Origin of the sequence: Pseudonocardia sp. DSM 110487, assembly GCF_019468565.1 — a bacterium.
Classification (GTDB): domain Bacteria; phylum Actinomycetota; class Actinomycetes; order Mycobacteriales; family Pseudonocardiaceae; genus Pseudonocardia.
In genome coordinates this window covers 7,264,359-7,281,009 of the sequence record NZ_CP080521.1, presented here as the reverse complement: position 1 = coordinate 7,281,009, position 16,651 = coordinate 7,264,359, and the positions used below count along the sequence as shown (strand labels likewise).

The window sequence follows — 16,651 nt, the reverse complement described above, 5'->3', positions numbered from 1 at the left end:
AGGCGAGGTGCGCCGGCCTACAACCGGTGTGTCGCTGGCCGAACGCTCCCGCACCCCGTTGCTGCTGACGCACCCCCGTTTCCGCCCAGGCCCCTCGTCGACGGGGTGCGTCAACGGAGAGAAGGCGTGCGTCCGCCGTCGGAGCCGCGGACCGCGCGGCCTGGTCGGGCGCCCGCCCGGTGTTCAGCCGCCGATCGCGTCCAGCTCCGCCACCGCGTCGGCCGGGAGCTCGAGGCCTGCGCCTGCCACGTTCTCGCGCAGGTGCGCAGGCGAGGACGTGCCGGGGATCAGCAGCATGTTCGGCGCCCGCTGCAGCAGCCAGGCGAGCGCGACCGTCATCGGGGTCGCCTCGAGCCGCTTCGCGACGGACTCGAGGGCGTCCGACTGCAGCGGGGAGAAGCCGCCGAGGGGGAAGTACGGCACGTACGCGATGCCCTGCCTCGCCGTGAGATCCACGAGGGCGTCGTCCTCGCGGCGCGCGATGTTGTAGAGGTTCTGCACGCAGACGACGGGCGCGATCGTCTGGGCCTCGGCCAGCTGCTCGGCGGAGACCGTGCTGAGGCCGAGGTGGCGGATGAGTCCCTGCTGCCGCAGCTCGGCGAGCGCCTCGAACTGCTGCGCGATGGAGCCAGGCTCCGGCGCCTGGAGGCCGCCGACGCGCAGGTTCACGACATCCAGCGCGTCGAGTCCGAGGCGCCGCAGGTTGTCGTGGACCTGCTCGCGCAGCTCGGCGGGCGTGCGGGCGTGCGGCCAGCCGCCCTGCTCGTCGCGGCGGGCGCCGACCTTCGTGACGATGTGCAGGTCGTCGGGGTACGGGGCGAGCGCCTCGCGGATGAGCTCGTTGGTGACGTGCGGGCCGTAGAAGTCGGCCGTGTCGATGTGGTTGATGCCCAGCTCGATGGCCTCGCGCAGCACGGCGATCGCCGCGTCGTGGTCCTTCGGCGGCCCGAAGACGCCGGGGCCCGCGAGCTGCATCGCGCCGTAGCCGACGCGGGTGAGCTCGATGTCGGCGGCGCGGTAGCGGCCGCCGGGGAGATCGTGGAGTGCCATGACATCCAGTGTCGTCGCTGCCCGCCGAACAGGGAGGCCCGGATCATCCTGGGAGTGGGAGGACCAGCGACGGACGTGGCCACCGTGCCTACGATGGGTTGGTGACCAGGCCGAACGCCCTGGGCGAGTACCTGCGTGCGCGGCGCGAGCTCGTCGACCCCGCGGACGTCGGGCTGACCGTGGCGGGGGTGCGGCGGACGCCCGGCCTGCGCCGCGAGGAGGTCGCGACGCTCGCCGGCATCAGCGCCGACTACTACCTGCGGCTCGAGCAGGGACGCGACCGGAACCCGTCGCCTCAGGTGCTCGAGGCGCTGGCGCGCGTGTTCGGGCTCGACGCGACCGCCACCCAGTACCTGCTGAGCCTCACGACCGCCCGGCCGAGGCAGCGGCGGCCGCGCCGCGAGGTCGTGCCTGCGGGGATTCGCCAGCTGGTCGACGTGATCGGCCTGCCGGCGTTCGTCGAGAGCCGGATGTTCGACGTGCTCGCCGCGAACCGGCTGGCGACCGCCCTCTCACCGCGGATCCGGCCGGGGGAGAACCGGCTGCGATCGATGTTCCTCGACGAGGACGAGCGAGATCAGCTCCCCGACTGGGAGCGGATGATCGGCGGCATGGTCGCCGCGTTCCGTAGCTCGCTCGGCGCCGAGGTCGATGACCCGCGGCTCGCGCGGCTGGTGGGCGAGCTGTCACTCGGCAGCGAGCTGTTCCGGCAGCTGTGGGCACGGCACGATGTCAAGCCGCTCGTGGGCAAGCTCCTGACGATGCGCCATCCGGACGTCGGGACACTGGAACTGCGCCTCGAGAAGCTCCCGATCGCCGACTCGGACGGCCAGCTCCTGGTGATCTACCACGCGGAGCCGGGCTCGGAGAGCGCCAGGTCGCTCGCGTTGCTCGGATCCCTCGCCACGGAGCCGCCGCGCATGTCGTCGCGCGGGTGAGGGATCAGACGGAGAGCTCGGGGAGCATTCTCGAACTGCGCCGTCGGCGCAGCACCACCTTCCGGACCCCGCCCGGGTAGAGCCGGACGCGGGACAGCTCCCAGCCGCCGAACTCGGCCTGGATCGCCAGCCGTACCGCCGCGGTCATCCGGGACACATCCCCCGGAAGCTGGACCGGGCGGTACTCCCAGTCCCCGTCGACAGAATCCCCCTCGACCGTGCCGGTCGGGCCGCTCCGCGCCACCGGCTCACCTCCCTAGCACCTCGCCGCCACCTGACGTCCACGTGAACGCGGGGTGGAATGCCCCACACCATAGGCGCGCCCGCGCGAGCGTGCCACCGTCAGCGGGGGTCGCTCACGTCGTCGAGAGCGGCGCGGATCTCGGCGGGCAGGACCAGCGTGTCGGCGGCCATCGAGGCGGTGAGCTGGGCCGCGTCCCGGGCGCCGACGACCACGGATGCGACGCCCGGCTGGTCGCGTGCCCACGCCAGCGCGACGGACAACGGCGAGGTGCCCAGCCCGTCCGCGGCGGTGAGCACGGCGTGGACGATGCGGGTCGAGCGCTCGGTGCGGCGGACCTCCACGTACGGGGCGAGGTCGGGGGAGGCGCCGCGGGAGTCGGCGGGGGTGCCGTCGACGTACTTGCCGGTGAGCACGCCCCGGCCGAGCGGCGCCCATGCGAGCAGCCCGATGCCGTGGTGGAGTGCCGCGGGCAGCAGCTCGCGCTCCGGGCCGCGGCACAGCAGTGAGTACTCGGCCTGCGCCGACACCGGCACCGCGACGCCGCCGAGCATCCGGCCCCGCTCCGCGACGGTCGCGAGCTGCCAGCCAGCGGGCCCGACCAGGCCGGCGTAGCGGGCCTTGCCCGAGTACACCGCCACCTGGACGGCCGACAGGGTCTCCTCGACCGGGACCCTCGCGTCGAAGAAGGGCAGCTGCCACAGGTCGACGTGGTCGGTGCCGAGCCGCTCCAGCATCGCGTCGAGGCCGTCGAGCAGGGTTCCGCGTGCCGCGCCGTCGCCGAGCGGGCCCCCCGGCAGTCCACCGCGCCCGGCGAGGACGACGTCCTCCCTGCGCACGGCCGTGGCGAGCGCCGCGCCGAGCACCTCCTGGGACGCGCCGTGACCGTAGCTCTCGGACGTCTCGACGAGGGTGCCGCCCGCGTCGACGAACGCCGTGAGCTGGGCGGTGGCGACGTCGACGTCGGTGGCGGTGCCCCAGGTCATCGTGCCGAGCCCGATGTGTGAGACCTCCAGCCCACTGCCTCCGACCCGTCGCCGCCGCACGGGGGAAGCCTATGTGGGGCGGGGTCGGGGGCCTCGGTACGGTCCCGCGGGTGACGTGGCTGGAAGTGATCGTGCTCGGGGTCGTGCAGGGGCTGACGGAGTTCCTGCCGATCTCCTCGTCGGCGCACCTGCGGATCGTGTCGGAGGTGTTCTTCGGGCGGGACGCCGGCGCGGCGTTCACCGCGGTCACGCAGCTCGGCACGGAGGCTGCCGTGCTCGTCTACTTCGCGCGTGACATCGGCCACCTGTTCCTCACCTGGGTGCGCGGTTTCCGCTTCCCCGCCGTGCGCGCCACGCCGGACTACCGGATCGCGTGGCTTGTGATCATCGGCACGATCCCGATCGGCGCGCTCGGGTTCCTGTTCGAGGACCAGATCCAGACCGCGGCGCGCAACCTGTGGCTGATCGCGACGACGCTGGTGCTGTTCGGCCTGCTGCTCGGGCTCGCCGAGCGAGTCGGCCGGCAGCGCCTCGAGCTGGTGCAGATGAAGTCGGCCGACGGCATCCTGCTCGGGCTCGCGCAGGCCATGGCGCTGATCCCGGGTGTCTCGCGTTCTGGCGGAACGATCACGGCTGGGCTCTTCCTCGGCTTCACGCGCCCGGCCGCCGTGCGGTACTCGTTCCTGCTGGCCATCCCGGCCGTGGTGGCGTCGGGGATATTCCAGATCCCGGACGTGTTCTCGGGCGACGGCCCGACCGGGGCCCAGATGGTGGTGGCCACGGTGATCGCGTTCGCGATCGGCTTCGCGTCGATCGCCTGGCTCCTGCGCTACGTGGAGCGCCACAGCGTCTACCTGTTCGTCTGGTACCGAGTGGCCTTGGGTGCGGTGCTGTTCGTCGCCTTGGGCGCTGGCTGGCTTTCGGCGGTCTGACCACGACGTAGGGTGGGCGGTCGTGACGACGCTCATCCTGCTCCGCCACGGACGTTCGGCGGCGAACGCGTCCGGCGTGCTCGCCGGGCGCACCGCGGGTGTCGAGCTCGACGACACGGGCCGGGCGCAGGCCGAGAAGCTGGTGGACCGGCTGGCGGGCGTGCCGCTCGCGGAGATCGTCTGCTCGCCGATGCTGCGTTGCGAGCAGACGGTGGCACCGCTGGCCGAGGCCATGAGCCTCGTTCCGAGCACCGAGCCGGAGCTCGCGGAGGTGGACTACGGCTCGTGGACCGGCCGGGAGCTGAAGACACTGGCGAAGGAACCACTGTGGAGGGTGGTGCAGGCCCACCCGTCGGCGGCCGTGTTCCCGGACGGGGAGGGGCTTGCCGGGATGCAGGCGCGAGCGGTCGCCGCGGTGCGCAGGCACGGGGCGCGCATCGCGGCCGAGCACGGCCCCGGCGCGGTCTGGCTGGCCTGCAGCCACGGTGACGTGATCAAGTCGGTCCTCGCCGACGCACTGGCGACCCACCTGGACAACTTCCAGCGCATCGTCGTCGACCCCGGCTCGATCAGCGTCGTGCACTACACCGAGACCCGCCCGTTCGTGGCGCGGGTGAACGACCTCGGCGGGGACGTGTCCGGGCTGATCCCACCGCCGCCGAAGCGCAAACGACGCAAGGCGCCCGCACGCAGCTCGGACGCCGTGGTGGGCGGCGACACCGGGGCTTAACGCTCATTGACGTGCCCTCCGCGCCGGAGCGGTCTACCCTCGACGACGCCATGCCACGCATCATCCACGTCTTCCGCCAGCCCGAGCGCTTCGTCGCGGGCACCGTCGGCGAGCCCGGCGACCGCTCGTTCTACCTCCAGGCGATCCAGGAGGCGCGCACGGTGAGCGTGCTGCTGGAGAAACAGCAGGTGTCGGTGCTCGCCGACCGGATCAGCGCGTTGCTGCAGGAGGTGGCCCGCCGGTTCGGCTCCGACGACCTGTCCGACGAGGAGCCCGGCACCGACCTCGACCCCCTCGCCGTGCCGCTCGAGGAGGAGTTCCGGGTCGGCACGATGGGCCTCGGCTGGGACGCAGAGTCGCGGTCGATCGTGGTGGAGCTGCTCGCCGTCACCGAGGAGGAGGTCGACGAGTCGGTCGTGCTCGACGACACCGAGGAGGGCCCCGACGCCCTGCGCGTGTTCCTGTCGCCGCCGCAGGCGCGGGCCTTCGCCGACCGCGCCGAGCGCGTGGTCACCGCGGGCCGCCCGCCGTGCCCGCTGTGCGCCGAGCCGCTCGACCCGGAAGGGCACGTCTGCGTGCGGCTCAACGGGTACCACCAGCGAACCCCCGCCGACTGACGCGACACCGGTGGACCCACGCGACCCGGCCGTGCCGGGACTGTTGCGGCACGGCCGCATCGAGATCACCGGCCGCCTGGTCGACGCCTCGAACGCCACACTCTTCGGCACCATCGCGCTCGACGGCCTGACCGCGGAGTGCGTCTACAAGCCGGTGCGGGGCGAGCGGCCGCTGTGGGACTTCCCCGACGGCACGCTTGCGGGGCGCGAGGTGGCCGCCTACCTGGTGTCCGAGGCCGGCGGGTTCCACGTCGTGCCGCCCACGGTCCTGCGCGACGGTCCGTTCGGGCCCGGCATGGTGCAGGTGTGGGTCGAGACCGACGACGAGCGCGAGCTCGTCGACGTCTGCAGCCCTTCCGAGGTACCCGCGGGCTGGATCGGCGTGCTGCGCGCCCGCGGTGACCGCGGTGAGCCTGCCGTGCTGGTCCACGCCGACACGCCCGAGCTGCAGGCCATGGCCGCGTTCGACGTGGTCGCCAACAACGCCGACCGCAAGGGCGGGCACGTGCTCGCCGGGACCGACGGCAACGTCTACGGCGTGGACCACGGCCTGTGCATGCACACCGAGGACAAGCTGCGCACCGTGCTGTGGGGTTGGGTCGGCAAGCCCTTGCCCCGCTCCGTGGCAGAGAAGCTCGAACGGCTGCGCGCCGGGCTGGACGGGGAACTGTCCGAGTCCCTCTCCGAGCACATCACGCGGCGCGAGCTGCGCACCTTCGTCCGCAGGGTCGAGCACCTGCTCGACGAGTCCTGCTATCCCGAGCCGTCCGGCTACGGCCCCGCCATCCCCTGGCCGGCCTTCTGACCTCCCGGGTCGCCTTCGCCGTCAATTCGGTGTAAGCACGGTGCTCTCCGCGGCACTGGAGGTGCCGATGATCCGGGTCGAGACCGTGCACGAGTGCGAGCGCACCCGCGTCACCAGGCTGTTCCTCCCGGGCCGAACGCTCGTGCGGAAGGAACCGCTGGGCACGGACGCGGAGCGTCGGCGGCGGCACGAGGCGGCGATGCTGGAGCGGCTGCGCGGACTCGGGGGAGTGGCGCAGCTCGTGGAGGCGCCGCGGCGGCCCGCGGCGATCGTGATGGTGGACGCGGGTGCCACGAGCCTCGCCGCACGGGCGTCGCCGCTCGCGGTCGACGAGCTGATCGCGATCGCGGTGGAGCTGGCACGGGCCGTGGCGGGGATGCACCGCCGCGGGATCATGCACCGGGACATCGCCCCGGCCAACATCGTCCTGTCCGGGCTCGGGGCGCCCTGCCTGGTCGACTTCGCGTTCGCCACCTCGATCGCCGAGGTGCGGCCCGAGTTCGCCCACCACGGCGAGATCGTGGGCACGCTGGCCTACCTGGCGCCCGAGCAGACCGGACGGACCGGGAGACCGGTGGACCAGCGGGCCGACCTGTACGCGCTGGGCGCGACGCTGTACGAGCTGGCGACGGGACGTCCGCCGTTCGGTTCGGGTGATCCCCTGCGGCTCACCCACGATCACCTGGCACGGATGCCTGAGCCGCCCACGCACGCGAACCCCGCTGTACCCGCATCGCTGTCCGAGATCATCCTGCACCTGCTCGAGAAGGAACCGGACCATCGCTACCAGTCGGCCGACGGGTTGGTCCACGACCTGGAGCGGCTGCGGGAGGCCGGTGCGGTGCGGGTCGGCGAGCGCGACCTCCCGCTGCGGCTGCTGCCGCCGTCCCGTCTGGTCGGACGTGACGAGGAGATCGCCGCGCTCACGGCGGCCTTCGACGACGCGCTGTCAGGGCGCTGCCGCGGGGTGCTGGTCAGCGGGGCGCCGGGCGTGGGCAAGACGGCGCTCGTCGACCGGTTGCGACCGGTCGTGACGGGGGCGGGCGGCTGGTTCGTGGCCGGGAAGTTCGACCAGTTCCGCCGGGACCTGGAATGCGACGCCGTCCACCAGGCTCTGCGCGCACTGGGCCGGATGCTCCTCGCCGAGCCGGAGGATGCGCTGGCGCGGACGCGCGAGCGGCTCGCGGCGACGGTCGGCCCGAACGCGGGGTTGCTGGCCGCGGTGGTCCCCGAGTTCGCGGCGCTGCTGCGGGTGCCACCCGATGCGGGTGATCCACTGACCGCGCAGCTGCGGGCGCCGCGATCCGCGCTCGGCGTGCTGCGGGCGGTCGCGTCGCGGGAACGGCCGGTCGTGCTGTTCCTCGACGATCTCCAGTGGGCCGGGCACACCCCGCTCGGCCTCGTCGACCTCCTGCTGAGGGAGGAACCGGTGGAGGGCCTGCTCCTGGTGGGCGCCTACCGCGACGGCGAGGCGGATCCGGCGCGGTGGGAGGGCCGGGTGCGGCGGGTGGGGTTGACCGGATTGCCCGTGCCGGTCCTCACCGAGATGGTCGCGGAGATGCTGCACGTCGACCACGTCAGCGCCGCGGAGCTGGCCGCGGTGATCGAGCCGCACACGTCCGGCAACCCGTACGAGACGGTGGAGCTGCTGGGCGCGCTGCGCCGGGACGGCCTGCTCGCGGCGACCGCAGACGGCTGGCGGTGGGACGAGTTGGCCGTTCGCGACCACCTGGACCGGTCCGAGGTCGGCGGTCTGCCGGCGGCGCGGGTGGCGGCCATGCCGCCTGCCTCCCGCCGGATGGTGGAGGCGATGGCGTGCCTGGGCGGACGCTTCGAGGTGAGCGTGTTGCAGGTCGCGACCGGGGAGCCGGCCGCCGCCGTGGAGCGGCAGCTGGTGCCCGCGGTCGACGACGGCCTCATCGTGCTCGAACCAGGGGCGCGGGATGTGGTGCGGTTCCGCCACGACCGGATCCGCGAGGTGATCCTGCGCGGGCTGGCGCCACCGCGGCGGCGCGCACTGCAGCTGGCGATGGCGCGGCGGCTCGCCGAGGTGCCGGAGCTGTTCGCGGTGGCAGCCGAGCAGTACCTACCGGTCGTCGACGCCGTCGTCGGCACCGCGGAGCGGGCCCGCGTGGTCGGCGTGCTGCGCCGCGCCGCGCGCCAGGCGAGGCTGATCGGCGACTACGCGCTGGTGAACGCGCTGCTCGCGGCCGCGGTGCAGATGGTCGTCCCCGAGGAGACCGCCACGCTGATCATCTTGCACACCGCCCGGCACGCCGCACTGTTCGGCATGGGCCGCCTGGACGAGGCGGACGAGGAGTACCGCACGATCGACCGGCTGTCCGCCACGACGATGGAGCGCGCGGCCGCGACCGCCGTTCAGGTGCGCAGCCTGACCCACCGGAACCGGTACGCGGAGGCGATCGCCCTCGCCCTCGACTCACTGCGGCAGCTGGGCGTGACCGTTCCGGCCGCGCACCGGCTCGGGACCGAGATCGACGAACAGTTCGACGACCTGTACCGCTGGCTCGACGGGACGGATGCCGCGGACGACCTGGCGCGCCCGGAGATCGTCGACACGGCCCTGCTAGCGGCGATCGGCCTGATCGACGCGGTCCTGCCTGCGGCCTACTACACGGACCAGACGCGGTACGCGTGGCTGAGCCTCGAGGCGCTGCGGATCTGGATCCGGCACGGCCCTGGCCGCGGCCTCGTCGCTCTCGCGAGCCACACGGCGTTCGCGGCGCTCGGGCGGCGCGGTGACTATGCCGCCGGGGACCGGGTGCTACGCCGAATCCTCGCGGCCGGTGACGCGCGCGGCTACGAGCCGGGGACATCGCAGGCGCGCTTGCTGCGCGCCCTCTACAGCTGTTGGCTGGAGCCGATCGAGAACGGCGTTCAGATGGCGGCGCAGGCCCGGGACGGGCTGATCAGGGCCGCCGAGCTGCCCTACGCCGGCTACTCGCACTACGCGAGCGCGTACTACGTGCTCGACTGCGCTTCGTCCCTCGACGACGTCGTGGCCGAGCTGGACGCCGGCATGGACTTCGCCCGGCGCACCGGCAGCGCCCAGACCGGCGAGGCGCTCGACAGCTACCGGTGGCTCGCCGCGGCGTTGCGGGGCGAGGCCTCCGCCACCGAGGCGGCACCCGACCGGTACGCGGGCAACCCCCTCGCCCTGCTGCACGCGCACGTCAACCGCGCGATCGCGGCCGCCATCTTCTGCGACCGGGCAGGCCTTGCCCGCCACACCGCCGCGGCGATGCCGTTGCTCTCCGCCGCCGTGGGCAACTACCCAACCGCGCTGGCCCACGTGCTGCGCGGCCTCGCCCTCGCCGAGGAGGCCCGTTCGGCCGACGGCGGTGAGCGCGGAGCGCTGCTCTCGGAGCTGGACGAGATGGCGCGGTGGGTGGCGGCCCGCGCTGCCGACGCACCGGAGAACTTCGGGCACCTCCTGCGGATGCTCGAGGCCGAGCGCGCGTGGGTGGTGGGCGACTTCCGCGCCGCGGTCCTCGCGTTCGACGCCGCCGTGCGCGAGGTCGACGGGCGGCCGCGCCCGTGGCACCGGGCGCTGATCGCCGAGCGTGCCGCCAGCTTCGCCTTCGCGCACGGCGTCGAGTACCTGGGCCACCACCTGCTCGCCAAGGCCCGCCGGGAGTACGCCGCGTGGGGTGCGACCGCGAAGGTCGACCACCTGGACTGGGCCTACCCGCCGACCGCCGCCGTTCCGCAGGGCCGCTCCGCGGTCACGACCGCAACGCTCGACCTGATCGGCATCGTGTCCGCGTCGCAGGCGCTGAGCTCGGAGACCAGCATCGAGCGGCTGCAGGCACGTGTCGTGAAGGTGCTCGGCGCCATGACCGGCGCCACCGGCGTGCACCTGCTGCTGTGGAGTGCCGAGCGGAACGAGTGGCTGCTGCCCGCACGCGGTGGCCGCGCCGTTCCGATCGGCGACTCGAACAGCGAGCACGTCGTGCCGATGTCGCTGGTGCGGTACATCCAGCGGACGGGCGAGCCCCTCGTGGTGCGCGATGCCATCGACGACGACCGGTTCGCCCGCGATCCCTACTTCTCGGGGCTCTCCTGCTGTTCGCTGCTGGGTGTTCCGATACTCGGCCGCGGGACCCCGAAGGCGCTGCTGGTGCTCGAGAACCGCCTCATCCGCGGTGCGTTCGCGGCCCACCGGCTCGACGCGGTCGAGCTGATCGCGGGCCAGCTCGCCGTCTCCCTCGACAACGCCCAGCTCTACTCCGAGCTCACCGCGTCGCGAGCGCGGATCGTGGCTGCCGCCGACGAGTCGCGCAGGCGCCTGGAGCGCGACCTGCACGACGGCGCGCAGCACCGGCTGGTCTCGGTCGTCCTGCGGCTGCAGGAGGTGCGGGCCGCGATTGCGGACCGGAGTGCCGAGCTGGCCGCGGAGCTGGACGATCTGGCCGCCGAGACGACCGGCGCCCTCGACGAGCTGCGCGAGCTCGCCCGTGGCATCCACCCGGCGATCCTGTCCGAAGGAGGCCTCCACTCGGCGCTCAAGGCGCTGGCCCGCCGCTGCACGGTGCCGGTCGAGCTGGACGTGCGGCTCGACCGGCGGGCGCCCGAGCCGGTCGAGATCGCCGCCTACTACCTCGTGGCCGAGGCCGTGACGAACGCGGCCAAGCACGCGGGCGCCTCCGTGATCCGGGTCGAGGCCGAAATCGAAGGCGACGCCCTGCGCCTCGGCGTGCGTGACGACGGCCGCGGCGGCGCCGACGCCGCGGACGGGTTCGGGCTCGTCGGGCTCAAGGACCGGGCCGAGGCACTCGGGGGCACCCTCGCCGTGCAGACCGCCCCCGGCGCGGGCACCACGGTTCGGGCCGAACTCCCGCTCGGCCCGACCGCGTGATCGCCGGGCCGGGTCGACACAGCAGGGGCAGCGCCGGGAAGGGCGGTCGCGCCATATCCGGCGGGAGTTCTCCTCCGGGCAGCGGTGGCTGTGATCCACCCCACTTCTGCTGTCGGCCGATGGATTCCGGTGCCTCCGCGGATCTCCACCTACGACACCGCAACCAGTGGAGGCAGACATGCAGGGTGCTACGCGCATCGAAGGATCGGTGGCGCTGGTGACCGGCGCCAACAGGGGCATCGGCCGCGCGCTCACCGAGGCGCTGCTGGAGCGTGGCGCGGAGAAGGTCTATGCCACGGCGCGCGATCCGAGGACGCTCGCGGCGTTGCGGGAGCGCTACGGCTCTCGCGTGGTCGCGTTGCGATTGGACGTCACCGACGCCGACCAGGTCGCCGAGGTCGCGCGCGAGGCAACGGACGTCGATGTACTGATCAACAACGCGGGCGCGTTCGAGCCGACGGAGCTGTCCGACGAGGCGATCGTCGAGGTGGCGCGGCGGGAGATGGAAGTCAACTACTTCGGGGCGTTGCGGATGCTGCACGGCTTCCAGGACACGCTGGTGCGCCGCGGTGGCGTCATCGTCTACGTCGGTTCGGCGGCCGGCCTCACCAATGTGCCGCTCCAACCGACGTACAGTGCGTCGAAGGCCGCGCAGCACTCACTGGCCCAGGCCTCGCGCGCGCTGCTGGCGGGCAGGGGCGTGACCGTGCATGGCGTCTACCCGGGGCCCGTCGACACCGACATGACCAAGGACCTCCCGCCCCAGTTCGAGAAGACGGCGCCCGAGGACGTCGCGAACGAGGTCCTCGACGGCGTCGAGGCCGGCGAGGACGACATCTTCCCGGACCCATTCGCCGTGGCCTTCGGCGAGCGGTTCCACTCCTCGCCCAAGAGCGCGGAGCGGCAGATGGCGGCGATCGTCGCGATCCCGGCGTAGATCGCGCACTGGCAGCCGAAGCAGCCTCTCGTGAGGGGAATGGGATGACCGAGTCGAAGCTGCTCGAAGCCGCCGTCGCGGGGAACGAGAGCGCCTACGCGGAGCTCGTCGAGGCGCACCGCAGGGCGCTGCTCGCGCACTGTTACCGGATGCTCGGTTCGGTTCACGATGCCGAAGACGCGGTGCAGGAGACGCTGTTGCGGGCGTGGCGGAGCCTGGCGTCGTTCCAGGGCCGAAGCTCGATTCGTTCGTGGCTGTACACGATCGCGACCAACGCCTGCCTGAGGGCGATCGAGCGCCGACCGGGACGAGTGCTGCCGGTCGGCTACGGGCCACCTGCCGATCCGCGCAGTCCGCTCGGTGAGCCGCTCGTCGAATCGACCTGGATCGAGCCCTACCCCGACGAGCGCCTCGGCCTCGACGACGGGCCGGCAGGCCCGGACGCGCGGTACGAGCAGCGTGAGAGCATCGAGCTGGCGTTCGTCGCGGCGCTGCAGCACCTGCCGGCCCGCCAGCGGGCGGTGCTGATCCTGCGCGACGTGCTCGGCTTCTCCGGCGCGGAGGTCGCCACGGCGCTGGCGACGACCCCCGCGTCCGTGTACAGCATGCTGCAGCGCGCCCACCAGACCGTCGAGCAGCGTATCCCCGAGCTCAGCCAGCAGGCCACCCTGCGATCGCTCGGTGACGAGCGACTGCGGGCGATCGTGGAGGGCTACGTCCGCGCCTGGGAGCGGAACGACGTCGACGCGCTCGCGGCGATGCTGACCGACAGCGCGACGATCGCGATGCCGCCGGCCGCAACGTGGTACCGCGGCCGGGACGCGGTTGTGGCCGTACTCAAGGAACTGCCGCTCAGCTGTGGGACGACGTGGCGGATGACCCCCACCCGGGCCAACGGCCAGCTCGCGGTCCTGGGTTACCTCCCGGACGCGAGCGGCACCTTCGTGCCGAACCACCTCGCCGTGCTCACGCTCCGCGGGCCGTTGATCGACGAGATCAACGCTTTCGTCATCGCAACCAGCCATTGACGAGAAGAGGTCCGGATCAGGGGACGACGGCGGCCATCGCGGCGATGCCGCGGTCGATCCGGTCTGTCGTGACGGATCCGTAGCCGACGACCAGGCCCGGTCGTGGGCGGATCGACTGTGCGTAGGCGGCGAGCGGGATCGCGCCCATCCCGTCGGGGGCATGGGCCATGGCGTCCAGGGCGTCGGGGGGCAGCGGTCGTTTCGGCACCAGTACGGCGTGCAGCCCGGCGGCGATGCCGGTGACCGACCAGCCGGGCAGGTGCCGGGCCACCGCGGCCAGCAGTGCGCGGCGGCGTTCTGCGTACCGGGCGGCCATCCGGCGGATGTGCCGGTCGAGCGCGCCGGTCTCGATGAACACGGCGAGCGCGACCTGGTCCAGCACGGGCTCGGCGATGTCGGCCCAGTGCTTGACCTCGGTGAGAGTGGTGGCGAGCCACGCAGGCGCGACGACCCAGCCGAGCCGCAGGCCGGGGGCGAGGGTCTTGGAGATGCTGCCGCCGTACACGACGCGGTCCGGGGCGAGGCCCTGCAACGCGCCGACGGGGGAGCGGTCGTAGCGGTACTCGGCGTCGTAGTCGTCCTCGATCACCACGCCGTCGCGCGCGACGGCCCACTCCAGGAGCGCAGTGCGCCGCGTGGGCGCGAGGACGGCGCCGGTGGGGAACTGGTGGGCGGGCGTCACCGAGACGGCGCGCAACTCGGAGGCCGCGAGCACCTCGACGTCGATGCCGTGTTCGTCGACCGGGATCGGGTGGGTGTCGAGGCCACCGATGCGGAACGTCTCGATGACGCCGACCGAGCCCGGGTCCTCGACCCCCACCGCGGTGACGTCGGTGCGGACCAGCGCCTCCCCGATCAGCCGGGCCGCCTGCGCGAACCCGCCGGTGACGACGATCCGGTCCAGCGGCGCGACGACGGCGCGGGTGCGCCCCAGGTAGGCGGCGAGCGCGCGGCGCAGCCGGGGATGGCCGCGCGGGTCGCCGTAGCCCAGCTCCGCATCGGACAGCGACCGCATCGCCGTCTCCAGGGCTCGCAGCCACTCGGTGCGGGGGAACCCGCCAAGCGCCGGCACGCCCGGGTTGCCCGGTTCGAACGGCCGCACCGGCGGCGGTGCCGCGCTCCCGTCCGTGTGGACGTCGCTCACCACGGTGCCGCGTCCGGTGTGCGACTGCAGGTAGCCCTCGGCGACCAGCTGCTCGTAGGCCCGCACGACCACGCCGCGCGAGACGGCGAGGTCGGCGGCGAGGCTCCGCGACGCCGGAAGCCTGGTGCCGGCGGGGAGCCGGCCGCCGCGGACGGCGTGGCGCAGCGCGTCAGCGAGCCCGTCGGCCAGCGCGCGGGAGCCGCGGGCCCCGAGATCGCTCAGCTCGATGCGCAGACCCGGATTGGACAGACCCGGATTGGACCCGTTGATCAACGGCTCGGTGGACTCGGTCACGGGACCAGTCTGGCCTACCGTGTCCGGCGTGTTCTCCTACGACAAGGCCGTACTCGACCGCTACCCGGGGATCCGCGCCGGGATCGCCGTCGCGTCCGGCCTGACCAACGGCCCCACGTCACCCGCGCTGTGGGAGCGCTACCGCACCGTCCAGAAGGAGGTCGCGGACCGGCTCGCGACCACCCCGCCCGCAGAGATGCCGTCGATCGCGGCGTGGCGCCGCGCGTTCGCCGCGTTCGGGGCGAAGCCCACGCAGTACCGCAGTGCGGCGGAAGCGCTGCTGCGGCGGCTGGCCAAGCAGGGCGACATTCCGTCGATCAACACGCTCGTCGACATCGGCAACCTCGTGTCGATCCGGCACGCGCTGCCGGTCGCGGTCGTCGACCTCGCCGGGATCGACGGCGGCATCACGGTGCGGTTCGCCACGGGGTCAGAACGGTTCACCGATCTCGGATCAGCGGAGCCGGTCGCGCCGGAGCCGGGCGAGGTGGTGTTCGTCGACGAAGCAGGGGTCGCGTGCGCCCGGCGCTGGTGCTGGCGCCAGAGCGCGCAGAGCGCGACCCGGGAGACCACCACGGACGCGCTCGTCGTCGTGGAGGGCTTGCACGACGGGGCGGAGCGCGACGTGGCGGCGGCGCGCGAGGAGATCGTGTCGCTACTGGGCGAGTTCCAACCGGCCGCCACGATCGCCTGAAACCCATCCTGGTACCAGCAGGACCACCCTTCGTGCCCGCTGCCAGGTCTAGCGTCGGACATGACGCTGATCGAGAAGCGGACACGGAGGATCAGACGTGGATATCGGTCTGCACATCGCGGACTTCACCTACCCGTCAGGCCCGGCGCGCCTCGCCGAGGACCTGACCCGCATCGCGACCACCGCCGAGGAGGCCGGGTTCGCCCGCGTGAGCGTCATGGACCACGTGTGGCAGATCGGCGTGCTCGGCCCGCCGGAGCACGAGATGCTCGAGGCCTACACGACGCTGGGCTACCTCGCCGCACGCACGTCGCGGGTGGAGCTGCTCGCGTGGGTCACCGCGGTGAGCTACCGCGAGCCCGGAATGCTGGCCAAGCTAGTCAGCACGCTCGACGTGCTGTCCGGCGGGCGGGCCATGCTCGGGATCGGGGCCGCGTGGAACGGGGAGGAGGCGAACGGGCTCGGGCTGCCGTTCCCGCCCACCGCGGAGCGCTTCGAGCGGCTCGAGGAGACGCTGCAGATCATGCAGCAGATGTGGAGCGACAGCGAGGAGCCCTACGTCGGCACGCACTACCGGCTCGACCGCACGCTCAACCGGCCCCAGCCGCTGCGCCGCCCGCCGATCCTGATCGGCGGTGGCGGCGAGAAGAAGACGCTGCGGCTCGTGGCGCAGTACGCGCAGGCGTGCAATCTCTTCAACGGGCCCGATCTCGAGCGCAAGCTCGATGTCCTGCGAGGACACTGCGAGGCCGTGGGCCGGCCCTACGAGGAGATCGAGAAGACCGTCATGTTCTCGCTCGACGTCGGCGAGCGGGGCGAGAAGGTCGACGCCGTGCGCGGCGAGCTGGAGCGGCTCGCCAAGCTCGGCGTGCAGGAGGTGCACGGCTGGGTGCCGCGCGTGTGGGAGCTGACCCCGCTGGAGATCATCGGCCGCGAGCTGGTGCCGGCGGCGAAGGAACTCTGACCTCGCGCAACACAACGGCGCCGATCCGCATCACGCGGATCGGCGCCGTGGCGTAGTGTCAGAGCGCGTCGACGCGCTTGGCCATCGCCGACTTGCGGTTGGCGGCCTGGTTCCTGTGGATGACGCCCTTGCTGGCAGCCTTGTCCAGCGCGCGAGCGGCGGTGCGCTGCAGCTGGGTGGCCTTCTCGGTGTCACCGGCCTCGGCGGCCTCGCGGAACTGCCGCACGGCGGTGCGGACGGCGGACTTGACCGACTTGTTGCGCAGACGGCGCTTCTCGTTGGTCTTGACCCGCTTGATCTGGGACTTGATGTTGGCCACGCGAATGCCTCGAGTTCTTCCTGCCGGTGGACTGCTCGCTCTCCGCACCGGCGGCGGGAATCGTTCGTCACGCCGGGCGCTCGACGGTCCATG

Annotated in this window: 15 protein-coding genes; 10 read left to right on the top strand and 5 right to left on the bottom strand. The window is 72.9% G+C overall.

The features are described from left to right. Positions 1 to 183: 183 nt before the first annotated feature. Entirely contained in the window at positions 184 to 1,050 is an 867-nt protein-coding gene (locus K1T35_RS34015; protein WP_220255855.1) for an aldo/keto reductase family oxidoreductase, read from the bottom strand. Positions 1,051 to 1,151: 101 nt separating this feature from the next. On the opposite strand from K1T35_RS34015, the gene K1T35_RS34010 reads away from it, so the two are divergent. Further along, positions 1,152 to 1,988 carry a helix-turn-helix domain-containing protein gene (locus tag K1T35_RS34010; protein WP_370645186.1) on the top strand — a complete coding sequence of 279 codons (837 nt, stop codon included), beginning with the start codon at positions 1,152 to 1,154 and terminating at the stop codon, positions 1,986 to 1,988. Between the two features lie 4 nt (positions 1,989 to 1,992). Here the strand turns inward: K1T35_RS34010 and K1T35_RS34005 are convergent, their stop codons facing one another. Together K1T35_RS34005 and K1T35_RS34000 are read right to left on the bottom strand one after the other, a co-directional pair. Next, entirely contained in the window at positions 1,993 to 2,232 is a 240-nt protein-coding gene (locus K1T35_RS34005) for a DUF5703 family protein (RefSeq protein WP_142098195.1), read from the bottom strand. 98 nt (positions 2,233 to 2,330) lie between these two features. Further along, positions 2,331 to 3,275: an aldo/keto reductase gene (locus K1T35_RS34000; RefSeq protein WP_220255853.1), complete on the bottom strand. Its 945-nt coding sequence runs from the start codon at positions 3,273 to 3,275 to the stop codon at positions 2,331 to 2,333. A gap of 50 nt (positions 3,276 to 3,325) precedes the next feature. Between K1T35_RS34000 and K1T35_RS33995 the strand changes: the two genes are divergently transcribed. The 7 genes from K1T35_RS33995 to K1T35_RS33965 all read left to right on the top strand — a co-directional run bounded on the left by K1T35_RS33995 (position 3,326) and on the right by K1T35_RS33965 (position 13,143). Beyond that, positions 3,326 to 4,147, top strand: a complete 822-nt coding sequence (locus K1T35_RS33995; protein WP_220255852.1) for an undecaprenyl-diphosphate phosphatase — start codon at positions 3,326 to 3,328, stop codon at positions 4,145 to 4,147. 22 nt (positions 4,148 to 4,169) lie between these two features. Then, entirely contained in the window at positions 4,170 to 4,877 is a 708-nt protein-coding gene (locus K1T35_RS33990; RefSeq protein WP_220255851.1) for a histidine phosphatase family protein, read from the top strand. A gap of 50 nt (positions 4,878 to 4,927) precedes the next feature. Beyond that, positions 4,928 to 5,494: a DUF3090 domain-containing protein gene (locus tag K1T35_RS33985; RefSeq protein ID WP_220255850.1), complete on the top strand. Its 567-nt coding sequence runs from the start codon at positions 4,928 to 4,930 to the stop codon at positions 5,492 to 5,494. Between the two features lie 10 nt (positions 5,495 to 5,504). Then, positions 5,505 to 6,299 carry an SCO1664 family protein gene (locus K1T35_RS33980; protein ID WP_220255849.1) on the top strand — a complete coding sequence of 265 codons (795 nt, stop codon included), beginning with the start codon at positions 5,505 to 5,507 and terminating at the stop codon, positions 6,297 to 6,299. A gap of 67 nt (positions 6,300 to 6,366) precedes the next feature. After that, positions 6,367 to 11,178 carry an AAA family ATPase gene (locus tag K1T35_RS33975; protein ID WP_220255848.1) on the top strand — a complete coding sequence of 1,604 codons (4,812 nt, stop codon included), beginning with the start codon at positions 6,367 to 6,369 and terminating at the stop codon, positions 11,176 to 11,178. A gap of 178 nt (positions 11,179 to 11,356) precedes the next feature. Further along, positions 11,357 to 12,115, top strand: coding sequence for an SDR family oxidoreductase (locus K1T35_RS33970; protein ID WP_220255847.1), 759 nt, complete (start codon positions 11,357 to 11,359; stop codon positions 12,113 to 12,115). 44 nt (positions 12,116 to 12,159) lie between these two features. Continuing rightward, entirely contained in the window at positions 12,160 to 13,143 is a 984-nt protein-coding gene (locus tag K1T35_RS33965) for a sigma-70 family RNA polymerase sigma factor (protein WP_220255846.1), read from the top strand. 16 nt (positions 13,144 to 13,159) lie between these two features. Here K1T35_RS33965 and K1T35_RS33960 read toward each other — a convergent pair whose 3' ends face one another. After that, positions 13,160 to 14,581 carry a PLP-dependent aminotransferase family protein gene (locus tag K1T35_RS33960; RefSeq protein ID WP_220255845.1) on the bottom strand — a complete coding sequence of 474 codons (1,422 nt, stop codon included), beginning with the start codon at positions 14,579 to 14,581 and terminating at the stop codon, positions 13,160 to 13,162. A gap of 28 nt (positions 14,582 to 14,609) precedes the next feature. Between K1T35_RS33960 and K1T35_RS33955 the strand changes: the two genes are divergently transcribed. After that, the gene (locus tag K1T35_RS33955; RefSeq protein ID WP_220255844.1) at positions 14,610 to 15,275 is read left to right on the top strand and encodes a B3/4 domain-containing protein; all 666 of its coding nucleotides are present in this window, start codon (positions 14,610 to 14,612) and stop codon (positions 15,273 to 15,275) included. 97 nt (positions 15,276 to 15,372) lie between these two features. After that, complete coding sequence (locus K1T35_RS33950) at positions 15,373 to 16,239, top strand: LLM class F420-dependent oxidoreductase (protein WP_220255843.1); 867 nt, start codon at positions 15,373 to 15,375, stop codon at positions 16,237 to 16,239. Positions 16,240 to 16,297: 58 nt separating this feature from the next. Here the strand turns inward: K1T35_RS33950 and rpsT are convergent, their stop codons facing one another. Then, the gene (gene rpsT / locus K1T35_RS33945) at positions 16,298 to 16,558 is read right to left on the bottom strand and encodes a 30S ribosomal protein S20 (protein ID WP_220255842.1); all 261 of its coding nucleotides are present in this window, start codon (positions 16,556 to 16,558) and stop codon (positions 16,298 to 16,300) included. Positions 16,559 to 16,651: the final 93 nt, after the last annotated feature.

Excerpts from the sequence above, each read along its gene's own strand:
- K1T35_RS34015 (WP_220255855.1), bottom strand. The coding sequence starts at position 1,050 with ATGGCACTCCACGATCTCCCCGGCGGCCGCTACCGCGCCGCCGACATC.
- K1T35_RS33985 (WP_220255850.1), top strand. The coding sequence starts at position 4,928 with ATGCCACGCATCATCCACGTCTTCCGCCAGCCCGAGCGCTTCGTCGCG.
- K1T35_RS33975 (WP_220255848.1), top strand. The coding sequence starts at position 6,367 with ATGATCCGGGTCGAGACCGTGCACGAGTGCGAGCGCACCCGCGTCACC.
- K1T35_RS33970 (WP_220255847.1), top strand. The coding sequence starts at position 11,357 with ATGCAGGGTGCTACGCGCATCGAAGGATCGGTGGCGCTGGTGACCGGC.
- K1T35_RS33965 (WP_220255846.1), top strand. The coding sequence starts at position 12,160 with ATGACCGAGTCGAAGCTGCTCGAAGCCGCCGTCGCGGGGAACGAGAGC.